Source organism: Sphaerotilus microaerophilus (assembly GCF_023734135.1).
In the GTDB taxonomy this organism is placed as follows: domain Bacteria; phylum Pseudomonadota; class Gammaproteobacteria; order Burkholderiales; family Burkholderiaceae_C; genus Sphaerotilus; species Sphaerotilus microaerophilus.
This window is the reverse complement of record NZ_AP025730.1, coordinates 2,526,005-2,544,342: the sequence shown is the minus strand read 5'-3', so window position 1 is coordinate 2,544,342 and position 18,338 is coordinate 2,526,005. Positions and strand designations below refer to the sequence as shown.

The following is an 18,338-nucleotide window of genomic DNA, read 5'->3' as shown; positions in this document are numbered from 1 at the left end:
TCAGGACTCACTGGCGTTCGGCAGCGCCAGGCGGCCGCGCTCGGCAGCGTCCTCGTCCTGGGGCTGGGCCAGGCGCTGCGCCTGCATCGCGTCGAAGTCCGCGGCCGACACGTCGCCGGTGATGTAGCGACCGTCGAAGCAGGAGGCCTCGAAGCCCTGCAGCGCCGGGTTCAGCGCAGCCACCGCCCGCTTCATCGCGTCGACGTCCTGGTAGATCAGCGCGTCGCAGCCGATGTAGGCGCGGATCTCCTCCATCGTGCGGCCGTGGGCGATCAGCTCCTCCTTGGTCGGCATGTCGATGCCATAGACGTTCGGGAAGCGCACTGGCGGCGCGGCCGAGGCCATGTAGACCTTGCGCGCCCCCGCTTCACGGGCCATCTGCACGATCTCGCGGCTGGTGGTGCCGCGCACGATCGAGTCATCCACCAGCAGCACATTGCGGCCCTTGAACTCCATGCCGATGGCGTTGAGCTTTTGACGCACGCTCTTCTTGCGCACCGCCTGGCCCGGCATGATGAAGGTGCGCCCAACGTAGCGGTTCTTCACGAAGCCTTCACGGTAGGGCTTGCCCAGCTTCTGCGCCAGTTGCATCGCCGAGGGCCGGCTGGATTCGGGAATGGGGATCACCACATCGATTTCCGACGGCGGCATGGCGTTGATGACGCGCTGCGCCAGCGTCTCGCCCATGTTCAGGCGGGCGTGGTAGACCGACACGCCGTCGATCACCGAGTCCGGCCGCGCCAGGTAGACGAACTCGAACACACAGGGGTTCAGCGCCGGATGGGCGGCACACTGGCGCGCGTGCAGCTCGCCGCGCATGTCGATGAAGACCGCCTCGCCCGGCGCTACATCGCGCACGAGCTGGTGGCCGGTGCCTTCGAGTGCCACCGACTCGCTGGCCACCATCCACTCGGCGCCCTGGGCCCCGCCCATCGCGCCCACGCACAGCGGCCGGATGCCGTAGGGGTCGCGGAAGGCCAGCAGGCCGTAGCCGGCGATCAGCGCGATCACGGCATAGGAGCCCTTGACCCGCCGATGCACCGCCGCCACCGCCTTGAAGACCTCCTCGGGCGTGAGGGGCTGGTCGCGTGCGGCCGTTTCCAGCTCGTGCGCCAGGATGTTGATCAGCACCTCGGTGTCGCTCTCGGTGTTGATGTGGCGCCGGTCGATGTCGAAGAGCTCCTCCTTCAGCGCGTGCGCGTTGGTGAGGTTGCCGTTGTGCACCAGCACGATGCCGAAGGGGGCATTGACGTAGAAGGGCTGCGCCTCTTCCTCGCTGTAGGCGTTGCCGGCGGTCGGGTAGCGGACCTGGCCCAGGCCGATCGTGCCGGGCAGCGCACGCATGTTGCGGGTGCGGAACACGTCGCGCACCATGCCACGCGCCTTGTGCATGAAGAACTTCGTCCCCATGGCCGTGACGATGCCGGCGGCATCCTGGCCGCGGTGCTGCAAGAGCAGCAGCGCGTCATAGATCAGCTGGTTCACGGGCGACGCTGAAATCACCCCCACGATGCCACACATCGCCTACTCCAAAGATTGCCAATGGTTGGGTGCGCTCACCCGGCCCTGACGGCCCAGCGCACCCGCTGCACGGTGCGCCAGCCACCGGCCAGGCCGGTGGCGTCGCACGCTCGATTCATGTTTTCCCGCTGCTCGAAGCAGGCGTTCCCGGCCCCGGCATGACCGGCGCCAACACACCCAGCAGCACCTGTGCCCAGCGCACGCCCGCGGCCGCCTGCCAGGGGGCCGATCGGGCCCAGGGTGTCAGCCCCACCAGCGTCACGGCCACCAGCACGATCACCCCGCCGCGCAGCAGACCGAAGGCCGCACCCAGCGTGCGGTCGATCGGCGCCAGCGGGGTCGCCTGGATGACCTGCTGCACCAGCCAGCTCAGCAGCTTCCAACCCAGCAGCACCGCCACGAAGCACAGCGCAAAGCCCACGCCGCGCTCCAGCAGCGAACCGGGCGTACCGACATGCAGCGCCTGGGCCACGCGGATGCCCCAGGCCTGCGCGCACAGCCAGGCCACCAGCCAGCCCAGCAGCGACAGCACCTCGAAGGCCAGGCCCCTCAGCACGCCGACCAGCACCGAGCCCCCGAGGACCACGAGGATCAGCACGTCGATCCATCCCAGTGCACCGGAGGCCATCTGCCGCGGGCCTCAAGGCGACACCACCGAGGCGCCCAGGCCGTTGGCACGCAGCTTGGCCGCGGCCCGGTCGGCTTCCTCGCGAGAGGCAAAGGGTCCCAGCCGCACGCGGGTGCGCTGGCCCGCCGAGGTCTGCACCGCCTGCTCCTGGGATTTCAGCCCCAGCTTGTCGACGCGCTGGCGCACCGTCTTGACGGTCCCGGGCTCCGCATAGGCGCCCACCTGCACCCACACCCGGGCATCGGCCGGCTTCTTGGTGGCGGCAGTTGCCTTGTCTGGCGCCTTGTCCGGCGCCTCCTTGCGCTCGCTGCGGGCAGGCCTGTCGGCCTTGTCGGCGCGCGCCGTCTTGTCCTCTTTCACCACGACCGGTGGCTTGGCAGGCTTTGCCGCCGCGGCCGATCGGTCCGCAGGTTCACCCCGGGCGACCTTGTCGGCACGCTCGGACTTCTCCGTCCGATCGATCCTGGTGGCCGCCTTGCCGTCGGTCGCTGGCGCCCGGGCCGGGGTTGGCCGCGCAGCGACTGCCGCCGATGCCAACCGTGCTGGCGGCGATGGGGCCAATGCCAGGGCACGGGAAGCGGCTGGCGCCGGTTCGCGCATGGCAGCACTCGAGCTTGGCGAAACGACACGGGGCACCGGCAGAGCCGGCACGGCCGCGGGTGTGGGCAAGGGCAGCAGGGCAGGCGCCGTGGCGCCGGCACTGCCAGGGCGCGGCCCGGCCATCTCGATCGTGGTTGCCGCCGTTTCGCGCGGCGGCATCTGGATCGCCACCTGGTCGGACACCGGGCGCGGGGCACTCTCGAACACCACCGGCAGCAGCAGCACCGCCAGCGCCACCAGCACCGCCGCACCGATCAGCCGCCTGCGCGTACGTGCACGCAGCCCCTCGACGCTCACCGGGTCCTGCACCGGCCCGCCACGCCGGGCCGGCGGCTGCGCGTCAGGAGAACGCCTCAGGAACGACAGGAAACGCATCAGGATCGGCCTGCTGCCGCGCTGCGAAAAAGGGAGGAAGCCGGGTAGAGCAAGCTGCAGTGCCGATGGCCGGCGTCAGCATCAGCCAAGATGAGCGGCCCCCAGACGGGGCAGGCCCTGCTGCAACACATCACCCACGGTGAAGAAGGATCCAAAGACCACGATTCTATCAGCGGGGTCGCAGTGACCCAGGATATGCTGCAGCGCAGCAGAGGGGCTTGCGTGCGTGGACACCGCGGCCTCGGGAACGGCCTGGCCAGCCGCAAGCGCGGCTTGGCGCTGGGCACTGACCAGCTCTGCCAACCGGCCCGCCGAGGCCGCCCGCGCCGTGGGCAGGTCGCACAGTTGCCAGCTGTCCACCAATGGCAGGAGCGGAGCGATCACGCCGGCGAGGTCCTTGTCCGCCATGGCTCCCAACACGACGTGCGTGCGCGGGTAGAAGCCCATCTGATCGAGATTCACCGCCAGCACCGCAGCGGCCTGCGGGTTGTGGGCCACGTCCAGCACCAGCGTCGGCTGGCCAGGCTGCACCTGGAAACGCCCGGGCAGCTGCACCATCGCCAGGCCATTGCGCACCGCCTGGGCCGGCACCGGCAGCCGGTCGCGCAGGGCCTCGAGCGCCGCCAGCACGCCCGAGGCATTGAGCAACTGGTTGGCCCCCCGCAGTGCCGGGTAGCCCAGCGCATTGCGCCGCCGCCCGCGGCCACTCCAGGACCACTGCTGGCGGTCGCCCTCGTGCCGGAAATCGACCCCCGCCTGCCAGACATCGGCACCCACGTCACGCGCATGCGCCTGCAAGCTCGCCGGCGGCTGCGGATCACCGATCACCACCGGCCGACCGGCACGCATGATGCCGGCCTTCTCGCGCCCGATCGCCTCGCGGTCGCCACCGAGGTAGTCCATATGGTCGAGCGCGATGGAGGTGATCACGGCGCAGTCCGTGTCGATCACATTGACCGCGTCGAGCCGACCACCCAGACCGACCTCCAGCACCACCGCGTCCAGCGGCTCGGCCGCCAGGCAGCGCAGGATCGCCAGCGTGGTGAACTCGAAGTAGGTCAGCGCCACGTCACCGCGCGCCGCCTCGACCGCCTCGAAGTGCGGCAGCAGCCGCTCGGCGACCACCACCTCGCCGTTCAGGCGCAGGCGCTCCTCGAAGTGCACCAGGTGCGGCGAGGTGTAGAGGCCGACCCGGTAGCCCGCCTGCAGCAGGATGGCCTCCAGCATCGCGCAGGTGGAGCCCTTGCCGTTGGTGCCGGCAACGGTGAACACAGGGATGTCGAAGTGCAGGCCGAGCCGCTCACGCACCGTGGTGACGCGATCGAGCGTCAGGTCGATGGTGACCGGGTGCAGTCGCTCGCAGTGCGCAAGCCAGTCGGCCAGGCTTCGGTTCATGGTCGGAGCAGAAACGGGGGAAAACGAGGCAGAAAGCTGCCGGTGGGGAGCCGCACACGCGCCGTGCGCTGGGGCCTGTCAACGACGAGGGGCGTCCGAGGACGCCCCTGGCGAAACCGATGCAGCGGGCGTCAGGCCACCGCGTCGGCGCTCTGGCGCTGCAGCATGGCCAGCGCACGGGCGATGGTTTGGCGCAGTTCACGCCGGTCCACGATCATGTCCAGCGCACCCTTTTCCATCAGGAACTCGGAGCGTTGGAAGCCCTCGGGCAGCTTCTCGCGCACGGTGTTCTCGATCACGCGCGGGCCGGCAAAGCCGATCAGTGCCTTCGGCTCGGCGATCACCACGTCACCGACGAAGGCGAAGCCGGCCGACACGCCGCCCATGGTCGGATCGGTCAGCACGCTGATGAAGGGCAGTTTGGCCTTGGACAGGCGGGTCAGCGACGCGTTGGTCTTGGCCATCTGCATCAGCGACAGCAGGCCCTCCTGCATGCGCGCACCGCCGGTGGCGGTGAAGCACACGAAGGGCACCTTCTGCTCCAGCGCCGACTCGACGCCGCGCACGAAGCGCTCACCCACCACCGAGCCCATCGAGCCGCCCATGAAGTCGAACTCGAAGCAGGCCGCCACCACCGGCATGCTCATCACCGAGCCGCCCAGCACGATCAGCGCATCGGTCTCGCCGGTGGCCTCCATGGCCTCCTTGATGCGCTCGGGGTACTTCTTGCTGTCCTTGAACTTCAGCGCGTCGACCGGCACCACTTCCTGGCCGATCTCGTAGCGGCCCTCGGCATCGAGGAAGGCGTCCAGGCGGGCCCGTGCACCGATGCGGTGGTGATGCGAGCACTTCGGGCAGACGTTGAGGTTCTGCTCCAGGTCGGTCTTGTACAGCACCGTCTCGCAGGCCGGGCACTTGACCCACAGGCCCTCGGGCACCGAGCGGCGCTCACTCTGATCGGTCTTCTGCTGGATCTTGGGGGGCAGCAGCTTGTCGAGCCAACTCATGCGCGCAACTCCTTACTTACTTCGTCGAGGCCGGGGCCAGGGTATCCAGGGCCGTGCGGATTTCGCGGATGAAACCGGCTGCCACCGGCACCACCGCCTCGCGCGGTTCCTGTTCAATCAGCTGGATGATACGGGAGCCGATGACTACCGCGTCCGACACACGCGCCACCGCCACCGCGGTGGCCGCATCGCGGATGCCGAAGCCAACACCCACCGGCACGCGCACGTGCTGGCGGATGCGGGGCACCATGCGCGCCACCGCGTCGGTGTCGAGGTGGCCGGCGCCGGTCACACCCTTGAGCGACACGTAGTAAACGTAGCCGGTGGCGATGCGGCCCACCTCGTCCATGCGGGTGTCGGTGGAGGTCGGCGCCAGCAGGAAGATCGGGTCCATCTGCCGCTCCCGCAAGCGCGCCGCAAAGGCCTCGCACTCCTGCGGCGGATAGTCGACGATCAGCACGCCGTCCACACCGGCGGCATGGGCATCGTCGACGAAGCGATCCGGCCCGTAGCGCTCCACCGGGTTGGCGTAGCCCATCAGCACCACCGGGGTGGTGGCATCGGACTCGCGAAAGCGCCGCACCATGGCCAGCACGTCGACAAGCCCGATGCCGCGCTCAAGGGCCCGCTCGCTGGCGCGCTGGATCACCGGGCCGTCGGCCATCGGATCGGAGAAGGGCACACCCAGCTCGATCACGTCGGCCCCGGCCGCGGCCATGCCGTGCATCAACTCGACGGTCACGTCCGCATAGGGGTCGCCGGCCGTGACGTAGGGGATCAGCGCCTTGCGACCTTCGGCGGCCAGGCGGGCAAAGGTGGCGGCAATGCGGTTCGTCGTACTCATTGGGCAGCTCCCGCGTTGCGCACCACTTCGACAGCCTGGGCACCGCTCTTGACGGTCTGCCCGCGGCAGGAGGGCCGGCAGAAGAACTCGGCGCCGGACAGGTCGGCCACGGTGCCGATGTCCTTGTCGCCACGTCCGGACAGGTTGACGAGGATGTGCTGGTCAGGTCGCATGGTCTTGGCCAGCTTCATCGCGTAGGCGACGGCGTGGCTGGACTCCAGGGCCGGGATGATGCCCTCGGTGCGGCACAGGTAGTGGAAGGCCGCGAGCGCCTCGTCGTCGGTGATGCCGACGTACTCGGCCCGGCCGATGTCCTTCAGGTAGGCATGCTCGGGGCCGACGCCGGGGTAGTCCAGCCCGGCCGATACCGAGTGCGTCTCGGTGATCTGGCCGTTGGCATCCTGCAGCACGTAGGTGCGGTTGCCGTGCAGCACGCCGGGCGCGCCGCGCTGCAGCGAAGCCGAGTGCTTGCCGCTGTCCATGCCGTGACCGGCCGCCTCGACGCCGATCAACCGCGTGCCCTCGTGCGGGATGTAGGGGTAGAAGATGCCCATCGCGTTGCTGCCGCCGCCCACGCAGGCGACCACCGCGTCGGGTTGCCGATCGTCACGACCATCGGCGCGGCCGATCATCCCCGGCATCTGCACCAGGCATTCATCGCCGATGACGCGCTGGAAGTCGCGCACCATCGCGGGGTACGGGTGCGGGCCGGCCACTGTGCCGATGATGTAGAAGGTGTTCTCGACGTTGGTGACCCAGTCGCGCATGGCCTCGTTCAGCGCGTCCTTGAGCGTTTTGCTGCCGGACTCCACCGGCACCACCCGGGCGCCCAGCAGGTCCATGCGGTAGACGTTCGGCGACTGGCGCTTGACATCCTCGCTGCCCATGTAGACCACGCACTCCAGGCCGTAGCGCGCGCAGATGGTGGCGGTGGCCACGCCGTGCTGGCCGGCACCGGTTTCGGCGATCACGCGCGGCTTGCCCATGCGCCGGGCCAGCAGCGCCTGGCCGATCACGTTGTTGATCTTGTGCGCGCCGGTGTGGTTGAGGTCTTCGCGCTTGAGGTAGATCTGCGCGCCGCCCATCTCGCGGCTGGTGCGTGCGGCGTGGTAGACCGGGCTGGGCCGGCCGACGAAGTGGGCCAGCTCGCGGCGGTATTCGGCCTGGAAGTCGGCATCGTGGCGGTAGTGCTCATAGGCCTCGCGCAACTCATCGAGGGCGTGGCTGAGCGTTTCGGCAACGAAGCTGCCGCCGTAGATCCCGAAGTGCCCACGGGCATCGGGTTGCTGATAGTCGAACATGGAGGAATCCTGTCGCAGGCCACCCGGCCTCCGCCCGTACACGATCACACGGGGGACGAAGCCGGTCGGCAGATACTCAGTAGGCGCTGTCGAGGTCGGCCAGGCGGGCATCGGCCTCGCGCACCGCATCGCAGAACTGGCGCATCAGCACCACGTCCTTGACCCCCTTGGCAGCCTCGACGCCCGAACTGACGTCAACGGCCCAGGGGCGCAGGCGCAGCACCCCATCGGTCACGTTGGCAGCATTCAACCCACCAGACAAAACGACCGGACAGGGAACGCTGGGGGGGACGAGCGACCAATCGAAGACCTTTCCTGCACCGCCGTACGCCTCGACATGGGCATCGAGCAACATCGCCCGGGCGTGCGGCAGCCCGGCGTACTGGCGTGCGAAGTTTAACAAATCGAAACCCGGCGCCATCCGCGCCGCCCGCAGGTAGGGGCGCGCGGCCTGCTCGCACTGCGCGGGGGTCTCGTCCCCGTGAAACTGCAGCAGCAGGTTGGGGATCGCCGCACAGGCCGCAGCGACGTCGTCCAGCGCGGCGTTGACGAACAACCCCACCGGCGTCACGAAGGGCGGCAGACGCGAGGCCAGCTGCGCCGCCCGCTCGACGCCCACATGCCGAGGACTGGGCGGGTAGAAGACAAAACCGATCGCGTCGGCACCGGCTTCGACGGCCGCGTCCAGATCGGCCTCGCGGGTCAGGCCGCAGATCTTGATGCGCGTGCGTGCGTGAACAGCAATCATGGGAAGGTAGCAGCAGAATCCCCGGCAGTGACGGAGCCGGGCAACCAATCGTGCGCCGCTGCCCCGTCCGGCAGGCCGTGGCAAGCATCGTAGCGTGGGCCGAGAAAGTACAGGCCGTCCGGTGCAAAGGTGGGCGCAGCAACATCGCGGTCGCGCGCAGTCAGCACCTCGCGCATCCAACCGGGCTCGCGAGCGCCGCTGCCCACCGCAACGAGACAGCCCATCAGATTGCGCACCATGTGGTGCAGGAAAGCGCTGGCCTCGAAGTCGAAGCGCCAGAAGGCCCCGTGCCGCTCGATGCGGATCTCGTGCATCTGCTTGACCGGGCTGCGCGCCTGGCAGTCGGCGGAGCGAAAGGAGGAAAAGTCGTGCTCGCCGATGAGGTGCGCGGCCGCCTCGCGCATGCCTGAGGCCTCCAGGGGCCGGAACACCCAGCCGACGAAGCCCGATTCCAGCGCTGGCCGCACCGGCGACTCGCGCAGCACGTAGGCATAGCGGCGCGCACGCGCAGAAAAGCGGGCGTGGAACCCATCATCGACACGCCGGCACCACTGCACCCCGACATCCTGCGGGAGGAAGCGGTTGGTGCCCCGCACCCAGGAAAAATCCGCCCGGTCGAGCGATGTGTCCAGGTGCACCACCTGGTTGATCCCGTGCACGCCGGTATCGGTGCGCCCGGCGCAGGTCACACGCACCGGCATCGCCGCAAACTGCGCCAGTGCCTCTTCCAGGACCTGTTGGACCGAGGCCACGCCCGCCTGGCTCTGCCAGCCGTGATAGGCCGTGCCGCGGTAGGTGATGCCCAAGGCAAGACGCACGTCGAGTCGACTCCAGTGGTTTGAAGCACAAAGACAAAGGGCGCGAGGGACACCGCCTTGGCGGCTCGCCCATCGCGCCCTGAAGGGGTTGGCGAGATCAGTTCAGGCTGTTGAGCATCGCCTGGGCCCTGGCCTTCAGCGCGCCGTCGGCCTTCTCGATCACTTCCTGCAGCAGGTCACGCGCGCCCTCGTGGTCGCCGATCTGGTGGAACTCCTCCGCCAGTTCGATCTTGCGGGCCAGCGGGTCGCCGTCGTCATCGTCCAGCCCCATCTCCAGCGAAGCACCCATGTCCAGCGGCGTCGCAGCCACCGTCGGGGCCGGCGCGTCGAGGTCGAGCGACAGGTCCGAGAGGTCCAGGCGTGGAGCAGGCGAGGGGGCAACGGGCAGATCCTGCAGTTCAAACTCCAGGCTGCGGCTGCTGCCGGAGTTCGACGTACCGGTCGGCGGCACGCTCGGGGAGAACGGCGGCACACTGGGCGAGAACACCGGGGGCACGCTCGGTGAGAAGGCCGCGGGCATGCTGCTGTGGTAGCCACTCATGCGCGCCGTGGGCGCCTCATCCATGTCGCCCGGCACGGAAATGTCCAGATCGACCACGGCGGTGCTTCCTGAGGGGATGTCGCCATCCAGGTTCAGGTCAGGCACGCTGTGCTCGAAGCGCGAAGGCGACGGCACCACGGACTGCGGCATGGTGCTGGCGCCGAGCATCTCACCGCCGCCGGCTTCTGCCGTCGAACCGGCACTGGGCTGCCCACCCGGCTCGTAGAGCGGGTTCTCGGGGTCGATCGAGCGGCCGAGCTCCTGGGCCCGCTGCCAGTCGTCTCCCTGCCCACCCGTCAGCCCATAGAGCTCACCGGCGAGCAACTCGTAGCCCTTGATGTCGCGGCGCTTGGCGTAGACCTCCAGCAGCTTGGTGCGGATGGCCAGACGCTCCGGATTGGTGCGCATGGCCTCCTTCAGGATCTCCTCGGCCTGCAGGTCCCGACCATAGGCCAGGTAGACATCCGCTTCGGCGACGGGGTCGACGTCACCGATGGCGTCGATCTGGCTGAGCGAATAGCTCATCGACGATGGCGCACCGGACGCGTCGCGCGTGTCGATGCGCTGACCACCGCTGGCGCCGAAGAAGGAGTCTGGCTGCAGCCGGCTTTCCAGGAACGACGTGACTCCGGCCTCGTCCTTGTTCTTGTTGCGGAAGCGGTAGAAGCCAAACCCGGCCAGCAGCGCCGCCAGCAGGCCCGCCCCTGGCAACAGCAGCGGGTTCTCCATCAGGGAGTCGACCAGCGACGGTTCCTCGGCCTGGATCGGCGGCACGACGACCGGCGACCTGGACGCAGCCACGGCGGGCTTCGACGCGGCTGCGACCAGCGGGGCACTGGCGGCCACGATCGGCATCGCCGCGCTGGCCGAAGCAGAGGCTGCCGATGCAGCCGCCATCACCATCGGAGCGGCGCTGGCCGCCACTGCAGGCGACGACACGGGTGCAAGTGCAGGTGCAGGCTTTGCGGCCACTGCGGCAGACGAGGCTGCAGAGGCCACACCCGTCGCAGCCGGTGCGGCAATCGTCGGCAGCAACGGTGCCTTGGCGCCCGCCACCGCGTTGCTGGCAGCCGCGCCGGCCGCCTTGGCAGCCGATGCGGGCGAGGCAGCAGCGGACGCCGCCTGGAGCTTCTTCAAGTCTTCCAGGTTGCGAGCCAACTCACCCACACGGTGGGCTGCGTCCTTCTGGGCGCGATCCTTGGCGATCTTGTCCTCGGAGGTCAGCGCCCCCGCCGACGAAGCGGCCTTGCCCTTGTCCAGTTGCAACCGGTCCGGCGTTGGCGCGGCCGCCTGCTTGCGGTCCTGCACTTCGGCCTGCACCTTGCCTGCCGACTTGCGGGCCGGTTCGGCCTCGTGGGTCTGCGCGGGCACCGCCCCCGCCAGACGCTGGCGGTAGGCGTTGAAGTCGGCGCTCTGCACCTGGATCACGCGGCGCGCCTCGCTCGCGTCGATGGCGGCAGCCTGCTCGCTCGACGGCACGCTGAGCACCACGCCCGCCTTCAGGCGGTTCATGTTGCTGCCGGAGAAGGCATGGGCATTGCCCCGGAACAGGCCGACCAGCATCTGCTCCAGCGACACGCCCGAACCCACGTTGCGCCCAGCAATGCCACCCAGCGTGTCGCCCGGCTTGACGCGGTATTCAAGCTGCTCGCCGTCGGACGCCTTTGACGCTGCGCGGACAGGCGCAGCCGCCTTCGGTTCTGCGGCAACCCGGGCCGGCGCTGGCGGCGCCACGGGCACCGGGGCAGGCTCGGCCGCCACGGCAGGCGGTGCTGCAGGCACAGGCGCCGTCGCGACAGGAGGCGCCGCCACCGCCACCGGCGTGGCCGGGGCGGGCACGGCCGCGGGCGCACGGGCCACGGCAGGCGGATCGAACAGCAGGGTGTACTCGCGCAGCAGGCGGCCGCTCGACCACGACAGCTCAAGGATCACGTCGACGAAGGGCTCCTGTACGGCGCGATCGCTGACGATGCGCAGGAAGGCACTGCCATCGGCCCTCCGCTGCACCACCACCGTGGTGGCCGGCAGCACCGGGTTGTAGTCGACCCCGGCGATGCGGTAGGCGTCCGGCGGCGCGATGCGCACGCGCAGGTTGGCCGCCTCATCCGGCGTCAGGCTGGTGACGTCGATCTCCGCCTTGAGCGACTCGCCCAATGCCGACTGCACCGTCAGGCGACCGAGGCTGAGCGCCCATGCCGATGGCGCGGCACACAGGGCCGCGGTGACGGCGGCCACGGCCGCCACTTCTTTCAGAGCCATGCGCCCCGTGCGCTTCGTCTGGATTTTCAAGGCGTCTCCCACGCTGCAGGAGCCGGAATAGATCCGGCGGCCCGCGTCAGTCAGGTCGGGCGAAGAGGATACAGAATATCTGAAAAGACAATAACATCAATAAGATACAAAGACAAGCTCATGCAGTCTCTGATGTTCCTGCCAAATCGACCCGGTGTGCGCAAGCGGACGGCGGTCGTTGCCCGAGGACAACGAGCCGCCGCCGCGCTCGGGCGGCTGTCTTATTGGCCGAGCAGGATACGCAGCATGCGGCGCAGCGGCTCGGCGGCGCCCCATAGCAACTGGTCGCCGATGGTGAACGCGCCGAGGTATTCCGGCCCCATCGCCATCTTGCGCAGGCGACCCACCGGAATCGTCAACGTACCGGTGACAGCCACGGGCGTCAGGTCACGGATCGTGGCTTCGCGGGTATTGGGCACCACCTTCACCCAGGCGTTGTCGGCCGCAATCATCGCCTCGATATCGGCGAGGGGCACGTCCTTGCGCAGTTTGAAGGTCAGGGCCTGGCTGTGGCAGCGCATGGCGCCGATGCGCACGCAGAAACCATCCACCGGCACGGCCGGCGCCGCAAAACCTTCGCCCTGACCGAGGATCTTGTTGGTCTCGGCCATGCCCTTCCACTCTTCGCGTGACACGCCGTTGCCCAGATCCTTGTCGATCCAGGGAATCAGCGAACCGCCCAGCGGGACGCCGAAATTCGCGGTTTCCGCTTCGCCCAACGAACGCTGCTTCGCGATGATCTTGCGGTCGATTTCCAGGATGGCGCTCTTCGGGTCATCCAGCAGCGCCTTGACTTCGGCATTGAGCGTGCCGAACTGGGTCAGCAATTCGCGCATGTGCTGGGCACCACCGCCGGACGCAGCCTGGTAGGTCTGCGTGCTCATCCACTCGACCAGGCCAGCCTTGTACAGCGCCCCCACGCCCATCAGCATGCAGCTGACGGTGCAGTTGCCGCCCACCCAGTTCCTGCCGCCCTTGGCCAGCGCATCCTTGATGACCGGCATGTTGACCGGGTCGAGGATGATGACCGCATCGTCCTTCATCCGCAGCGTCGAGGCGGCATCGATCCAGTGGCCGCTCCAGCCCGCCGCACGCAGTTTCGGGAACACCTCGGTGGTGTAGTCGCCACCCTGCGCGGTGATGATGACTTCGCAGCGCTTGAGCGCGTCGATGTCGAACGCGTCCTGCAGCTGGGTTTCGTTCTTCGCCATCGACGGCGCAGCGCCGCCGGCATTGCTGGTCGAGAAGAACAGCGGCTCGAAGTGGGCGAAATCACCTTCGGACACCATGCGGTCCATCAGGACCGAGCCCACCATGCCGCGCCAACCAACCAGGCCAACGAGGGGGTTCTTGGACAATGCCATTTTCAGATCACCTTTACTCAACAAGACTCCGGACCCTGGTTCTCCCGGCTCGTTCGCCGGGTCCAGAGGGGGTAGGGGCGAAACGATCCGAGAGCGTCAGCTCTTGATAATGGTTTTGCCAATGGTCTTGCCGGTCAGGGCAGCAACAACTGCATCGCCCATCTCGCGGGTGCCCACCTTGGTCGTGCCCTCGCTCCAGATGTCGCCGGTGCGCAGACCGGCCGACAGCACCGCCTTCACCGCGGATTCGATCCGGTCGGCGGCTTCGGGCTGGTTGAGGGAGTAGCGGAGCATCATGGCAGCGGACAGGATTGTAGCCAGCGGGTTTGCAATACCCTGACCGGCGATGTCCGGTGCGCTGCCATGGCTGGGTTCGTACAGGCCCTGGTTGGCAGCGTTCAGCGACGCGGAAGGCAGCATGCCGATCGAGCCGGTGAGCATCGCCGCCTCGTCGGACAGGATGTCGCCGAACATGTTGCCGGTCACCACCACGTCGAACTTCTTGGGCGCCTTGACCAGTTGCATCGCGGCGTTGTCGACGTACATGTGGTCGAGTTCCACGTCGGGGTACTGGGCGTGCACCTCGATGACCACGTCCTTCCAGAACTGGAAGGTTTCCAGCACGTTGGCCTTGTCGACGCTGGTGACCTTCTTGCCGCGCTTGCGCGCTGCCTGGAAGGCCACGTGGGCGATGCGCTCGATTTCCGGGCGGCTGTAACGCATCGTGTCGAAGGCCTCCTCGGCCCCCGGGAAATGCCCGTCGACGGCCACGCGCCGGCCACGCGGCTGGCCGAAATAGATGTCGCCGGTGAGCTCGCGGATGATGAGAATGTCCAGCCCTGCCACCAATTCGGGCTTCAAGCTCGATGCATGGGTCAACTGCTCGTAGCAGATCGCAGGCCGGAAATTCGCAAACAACCCCAGGTGCTTGCGCAATCCCAGAATCGCCTGCTCCGGGCGCAGCGAGCGCTCCAATTTGTCGAATTTCCAATCGCCCACGGCGCCGAACAGGATGGCATCGGCCTCGCGAGCGAGTTTCAGCGTGGACTCGGGCAGCGGATGGCCGTGCGCCTCGTAGGCCGCACCACCCACCAGGGCGGTTTCGGTTTCAAAGGACAGGTCCAGCACCTGCAGCACCTTGACGGCTTCGGCGACGATCTCGGTGCCGATGCCGTCGCCCGGAAGGATGGCGATTTTCATGACGATGAATGAAAGTATCGAAATGGGGTGGAGCGACCAAGTCGCTCAGAGCGTGCGCTGACCCAGCCAGGGCATGCGCACCAGCCGCTCGGCCTCGAACGCCCGGATCTTGTCGGCGTGGCGCAGCGTCAGGCCGATGTCGTCAAAGCCGTTGACCAGGCAGTACTTGCGGAAGGCCTGCACATCGAAGGGGATCGCCTGGCCGTCGGGGGTGAGCACCACCTGCTGGGGCAGGTCGATGGTCAACTGGTAGCCGACATGGGCGAAGACCTCGTCGAACAGCCGTGCCACCACGTTCTCCGGCAGCACGATCGGCAACAGGCCGTTCTTGAAGCAGTTGTTGAAGAAGATGTCGGCGAAGCTTGGCGCGATGATGGCGCGAAAGCCGTACTGATCCAGCGCCCAGGGCGCGTGCTCGCGGCTGGATCCGCAGCCGAAGTTCTCGCGCGCCAGCAGGATCGAGGCCCCCTGGTAGCGCGGCTGGTTCAGCACGAAGTCGGGATTGGGCTTGCGAACCGCAGGATCCTGGCCGGGTTCGCCCGGATCGAGGTAGCGCCACTCATCGAACAGGTTCGGCCCGAAGCCGGTGCGCTGGATCGACTTCAGGAACTGCTTGGGGATGATCGCGTCGGTGTCGACGTTGGCGCGATCCATCGGGGCCACGAGCCCCTTGTGCACGGTGAAGGCTTGCATGTTGGACTCCGGGCGGCTCAGGCGATGCGACGCACGTCGACGAAGTGGCCGTTCATCGCTGCGGCCGCAGCCATCGCGGGGCTGACCAGGTGAGTGCGCCCACCGGCACCCTGGCGGCCTTCGAAGTTGCGGTTGCTGGTCGAGGCGCAGCGTTCGCCCGGCTCCAGCCGGTCGGCGTTCATCGCCAGGCACATCGAGCAGCCGGGCTCGCGCCACTCGAAGCCAGCGGCCTTGAAGACCTCGTGCAGACCCTCGGCCTCGGCCTGGGCCTTCACCAGGCCGGAGCCCGGCACGACCAGCGCCTGCTTCACATTGGCGGCCACGCGCCCTCCAATGCGTCGCACCACAGCGGCCGCTTCGCGGATGTCCTCGATGCGGCTGTTGGTACACGAGCCGATGAAAACCTTGTCGATCAGGATGTCGGCGATCGCCTTGTTCGGCTGCAGGCCCATGTAGGTCAAAGCACGCTCGATCGCACCGCGCTTGACGTCGTCGCGCTCCTTGTCGGGATCCGGCACACGCGCATCGATGCCGAGCACCATCTCGGGCGAGGTGCCCCAGGTGACCTGTGGCGGGATCTGGCTGGCATCGAGTTCGACCACCGCGTCGAAATGCGCGCCGGCGTCGCTATGAAGGGTGCGCCAGTGGACCGTTGCCTGGTCCCACTCGACGCCGGTCGGCGCAAAGGGCCGGCCTTTGACGTAGGCCAGTGTGGTGTCGTCCACCGCCACCAGGCCGGCACGGGCGCCCGCCTCGATGGCCATGTTGCACACCGTCATGCGGCCTTCCATGCTCAGCGCGCGGATGGCACTGCCACCGAACTCGATCGTGTAGCCGGTGCCACCGGCGGTGCCGATGCGGCCGATGATCGCCAGCACGATGTCCTTGGCGCCGCAGCCGCGGGGCAACTGCCCCTCGACCTTGACGAGCATGTTCTTTGCCTTCTTGGCCAGCAGGGTCTGCGTGGCCATGACGTGCTCCACCTCACTGGTGCCGATGCCGTGCGCCAACGCCCCGAAGGCCCCGTGCGTGCTGGTGTGGCTGTCGCCGCAGACCACGGTCATGCCAGGCAGCGTCGCACCCTGCTCGGGGCCGATCACGTGCACGATGCCCTGCCGCCGGTCCATGAAGGGGAAATAGGCCGCCGCACCGAAGGCCGCGATGTTGGCGTCCAGCGTGGTGATCTGCTGGCGCGAGATCGGGTCGGCAATGCCGTCATAGCCACGCTCCCAGCCAGTGGTGGGCGTGTTGTGGTCGGCGGTCGCCACAATCGAACTGACACGCCACAGCTTGCGGCCAGCCAGACGCAGCCCCTCGAAGGCCTGCGGGCTGGTCACCTCGTGCACCAGGTGGCGGTCGATGTAGAGGACGGCGGTTCCGTCCTCTTCGGTGTGGACGACATGGTCATCCCACAGCTTGTCGTAGAGCGTGCGTGCGGTCATGGCAGCCTTTGCGTCGATGACGACAGAAATGACAAAGCCCTCATGACCCGGAAAGGACCGGAATCAGAGGGCTTGCATGCTTTACAGCGTCGGGCCTTGGCGGAGACGGAGGGATTCGAACCCTCGATGCGCTTTTGGCGCATACTCCCTTAGCAGGGGAGCACCTTCGGCCACTCGGTCACGTCTCCGCAGAAGAAAAATTATAGCGTGAATTCGCGTCGATCAGGCAGATGCCTGATCAAGATCGAAGGCCTTGTGCAACGCACGAACGGCCAGTTCCATGTACTTTTCATCGATCACGACCGAGGTCTTGATCTCGCTGGTGGTGATCATCTGGATGTTGATGCCCTCTTCGCTCAGGCAACGGAACATCTTGCTGGCCACGCCAACGTGCGAGCGCATGCCGATGCCGACAATCGACACCTTGCAGATCTTGGGGTCACCCGCCACATCGGCGGCACCCAGCGCCGGCACGACCTGCGAGCGCAGCAGATCGAGCGTGCGCTGGTAGTCGTTGCGGTGCACGGTGAACGAGAAGTCGGTGCGACCGCCGTGCGAGACGTTCTGCAGGATCACGTCCACATCGATGTTGGCCTCGGCCACGGGGCCCAGGATCTGGAAGGCGATGCCCGGCTTGTCGGGCACGCCCACCACGGTCACCTTTGCTTCGTCGCGGTTGAAGGCGATGCCCGAGACAACGGCTTGTTCCATCTTTTCGTCTTCCTCGAAAGTGATCAGGGTGCCCGAGTTGGCTTCTTCCTCGATGTCGATATCCCACGCGGTGAAGCTCGACAGCACCCGCAGCGGCACACGGTACTTGCCGGCGAACTCCACCGAGCGGATCTGCAGGACCTTGGAGCCCAGGCTGGCCATCTCCAGCATCTCTTCAAAGCTGATGGTCTCCAGCCGCTTGGCTTCCGGGACGATGCGCGGATCGGTGGTGTAGACGCCGTCGACGTCGGTATAGATCAGGCACTCGTCGGCCTTCATCGCCGCGGCCACCGCCACCGCCGAGGTGTCCGAACCACCACGACCCAGGGTGGTGATGTGCCCCTCGTCGTCGATGCCCTGGAAGCCGGTGATGATGACCACCCGGCCAGCGGCCAGGTCGGCGCGCACGCGGGCGTCGTCGATGCTCTGGATGCGCGCCTTGGTATAGGACGAATCGGTGCGCACCGGCACCTGCCAGCCCGAATAGCTGACCGCCTCCATGCCCTCGGACTGCAGCGCCAGCGCCAGCAGGCCCACCGACACCTGCTCGCCCGTGCTGGCGATCATGTCGAGCTCACGCAGCATCGCCGGCGTCTGCACGGCAGGCGACAGGTCCTTGGCCAGCCCGAGCAGGCGGTTGGTTTCACCGCTCATCGCGGAGGGCACCACCACCATCTGGTGGCCCGCACGTGCCCATTTGGCAACGCGCTTGGCGACGTTGCGGATGCGCTCGGTAGAGCCCATCGACGTGCCGCCGTATTTGTGAACGATCAGAGCCATGACTGTGGCAATCCGTGTGGCATCTCGAGGAAGGCACCGCAGACAGCATTGGGCCTTGCGGTACAAAAGCTTTTGATTCTA

The 18,338-nt window shown here is 67.7% G+C and carries 15 protein-coding genes and 1 tRNA gene; all 16 read right to left on the bottom strand.

Annotation, left to right across the window (positions count from 1 at the left end):
* Positions 1-1,521 (bottom strand): amidophosphoribosyltransferase, encoded by a 1,521-nt coding sequence (gene purF / locus NGK70_RS11055; protein ID WP_251973271.1) that lies wholly within the window; start codon positions 1,519-1,521, stop codon positions 1-3.
* A 115-nt stretch (positions 1,522-1,636) separates the two neighbouring features.
* On the bottom strand, positions 1,637-2,149 hold the full coding sequence (locus NGK70_RS11050; protein ID WP_251973270.1) for a CvpA family protein: 513 nt from the start codon (positions 2,147-2,149) through the stop codon (positions 1,637-1,639).
* Positions 2,150-2,161: 12 nt separating this feature from the next.
* The gene (locus NGK70_RS11045; protein ID WP_251973269.1) at positions 2,162-3,124 is read right to left on the bottom strand and encodes an SPOR domain-containing protein; all 963 of its coding nucleotides are present in this window, start codon (positions 3,122-3,124) and stop codon (positions 2,162-2,164) included.
* 81 nt (positions 3,125-3,205) lie between these two features.
* Entirely contained in the window at positions 3,206-4,519 is a 1,314-nt protein-coding gene (folC, locus tag NGK70_RS11040; protein WP_251973268.1) for a bifunctional tetrahydrofolate synthase/dihydrofolate synthase, read from the bottom strand.
* Positions 4,520-4,650: 131 nt separating this feature from the next.
* Positions 4,651-5,526, bottom strand: a complete 876-nt coding sequence (gene accD, locus NGK70_RS11035) for an acetyl-CoA carboxylase, carboxyltransferase subunit beta (RefSeq protein WP_251973267.1) — start codon at positions 5,524-5,526, stop codon at positions 4,651-4,653.
* Between the two features lie 16 nt (positions 5,527-5,542).
* Entirely contained in the window at positions 5,543-6,370 is an 828-nt protein-coding gene (gene trpA / locus NGK70_RS11030; RefSeq protein WP_251973266.1) for a tryptophan synthase subunit alpha, read from the bottom strand.
* Positions 6,367-7,671, bottom strand: a complete 1,305-nt coding sequence (gene trpB, locus NGK70_RS11025) for a tryptophan synthase subunit beta (protein WP_251973265.1) — start codon at positions 7,669-7,671, stop codon at positions 6,367-6,369. The genes trpA and trpB overlap by 4 nt, the downstream gene beginning before the upstream one ends.
* A gap of 76 nt (positions 7,672-7,747) precedes the next feature.
* Positions 7,748-8,419: a phosphoribosylanthranilate isomerase gene (locus NGK70_RS11020; RefSeq protein ID WP_251973264.1), complete on the bottom strand. Its 672-nt coding sequence runs from the start codon at positions 8,417-8,419 to the stop codon at positions 7,748-7,750.
* Positions 8,416-9,237: a tRNA pseudouridine(38-40) synthase TruA gene (gene truA, locus NGK70_RS11015; RefSeq protein WP_251973263.1), complete on the bottom strand. Its 822-nt coding sequence runs from the start codon at positions 9,235-9,237 to the stop codon at positions 8,416-8,418. Before truA ends, NGK70_RS11020 begins: the two co-directional genes overlap by 4 nt.
* Positions 9,238-9,334: 97 nt before the next feature.
* On the bottom strand, positions 9,335-12,037 hold the full coding sequence (locus NGK70_RS11010; RefSeq protein ID WP_251973262.1) for a motility hub landmark protein FimV: 2,703 nt from the start codon (positions 12,035-12,037) through the stop codon (positions 9,335-9,337).
* Between the two features lie 251 nt (positions 12,038-12,288).
* On the bottom strand, positions 12,289-13,431 hold the full coding sequence (asd, locus tag NGK70_RS11005; RefSeq protein ID WP_251973261.1) for an aspartate-semialdehyde dehydrogenase: 1,143 nt from the start codon (positions 13,429-13,431) through the stop codon (positions 12,289-12,291).
* 96 nt (positions 13,432-13,527) lie between these two features.
* Positions 13,528-14,631 (bottom strand): 3-isopropylmalate dehydrogenase, encoded by a 1,104-nt coding sequence (gene leuB, locus NGK70_RS11000; RefSeq protein WP_251973260.1) that lies wholly within the window; start codon positions 14,629-14,631, stop codon positions 13,528-13,530.
* Between the two features lie 45 nt (positions 14,632-14,676).
* Positions 14,677-15,324 (bottom strand): 3-isopropylmalate dehydratase small subunit, encoded by a 648-nt coding sequence (leuD, locus tag NGK70_RS10995; protein WP_251973259.1) that lies wholly within the window; start codon positions 15,322-15,324, stop codon positions 14,677-14,679.
* Between the two features lie 17 nt (positions 15,325-15,341).
* Positions 15,342-16,766 (bottom strand): 3-isopropylmalate dehydratase large subunit, encoded by a 1,425-nt coding sequence (gene leuC, locus NGK70_RS10990; protein ID WP_251973258.1) that lies wholly within the window; start codon positions 16,764-16,766, stop codon positions 15,342-15,344.
* 97 nt (positions 16,767-16,863) lie between these two features.
* Positions 16,864-16,954, bottom strand: a tRNA-Ser gene (locus NGK70_RS10985).
* A 34-nt stretch (positions 16,955-16,988) separates the two neighbouring features.
* A complete protein-coding gene (locus NGK70_RS10980; protein WP_251973257.1) occupies positions 16,989-18,257 on the bottom strand; it encodes an aspartate kinase in 1,269 nt (422 codons plus the stop codon).
* Positions 18,258-18,338: the final 81 nt, after the last annotated feature.

Bases quoted from the DNA above. Each gene is read 5' to 3' on its own strand.
- purF (WP_251973271.1), bottom strand. From the start codon at position 1,521: ATGTGTGGCATCGTGGGGGTGATTTCAGCGTCGCCCGTGAACCAGCTG.
- NGK70_RS11050 (WP_251973270.1), bottom strand. From the start codon at position 2,149: ATGGCCTCCGGTGCACTGGGATGGATCGACGTGCTGATCCTCGTGGTC.
- NGK70_RS11045 (WP_251973269.1), bottom strand. From the start codon at position 3,124: ATGCGTTTCCTGTCGTTCCTGAGGCGTTCTCCTGACGCGCAGCCGCCG.
- folC (WP_251973268.1), bottom strand. From the start codon at position 4,519: ATGAACCGAAGCCTGGCCGACTGGCTTGCGCACTGCGAGCGACTGCAC.
- accD (WP_251973267.1), bottom strand. From the start codon at position 5,526: ATGAGTTGGCTCGACAAGCTGCTGCCCCCCAAGATCCAGCAGAAGACC.
- trpA (WP_251973266.1), bottom strand. From the start codon at position 6,370: ATGAGTACGACGAACCGCATTGCCGCCACCTTTGCCCGCCTGGCCGCC.
- trpB (WP_251973265.1), bottom strand. From the start codon at position 7,671: ATGTTCGACTATCAGCAACCCGATGCCCGTGGGCACTTCGGGATCTAC.
- NGK70_RS11020 (WP_251973264.1), bottom strand. From the start codon at position 8,419: ATGATTGCTGTTCACGCACGCACGCGCATCAAGATCTGCGGCCTGACC.
- NGK70_RS11010 (WP_251973262.1), bottom strand. From the start codon at position 12,037: ATGGCTCTGAAAGAAGTGGCGGCCGTGGCCGCCGTCACCGCGGCCCTG.
- asd (WP_251973261.1), bottom strand. From the start codon at position 13,431: ATGGCATTGTCCAAGAACCCCCTCGTTGGCCTGGTTGGTTGGCGCGGC.
- leuB (WP_251973260.1), bottom strand. From the start codon at position 14,631: ATGAAAATCGCCATCCTTCCGGGCGACGGCATCGGCACCGAGATCGTC.
- leuD (WP_251973259.1), bottom strand. From the start codon at position 15,324: ATGCAAGCCTTCACCGTGCACAAGGGGCTCGTGGCCCCGATGGATCGC.
- leuC (WP_251973258.1), bottom strand. From the start codon at position 16,766: ATGACCGCACGCACGCTCTACGACAAGCTGTGGGATGACCATGTCGTC.
- NGK70_RS10980 (WP_251973257.1), bottom strand. From the start codon at position 18,257: ATGGCTCTGATCGTTCACAAATACGGCGGCACGTCGATGGGCTCTACC.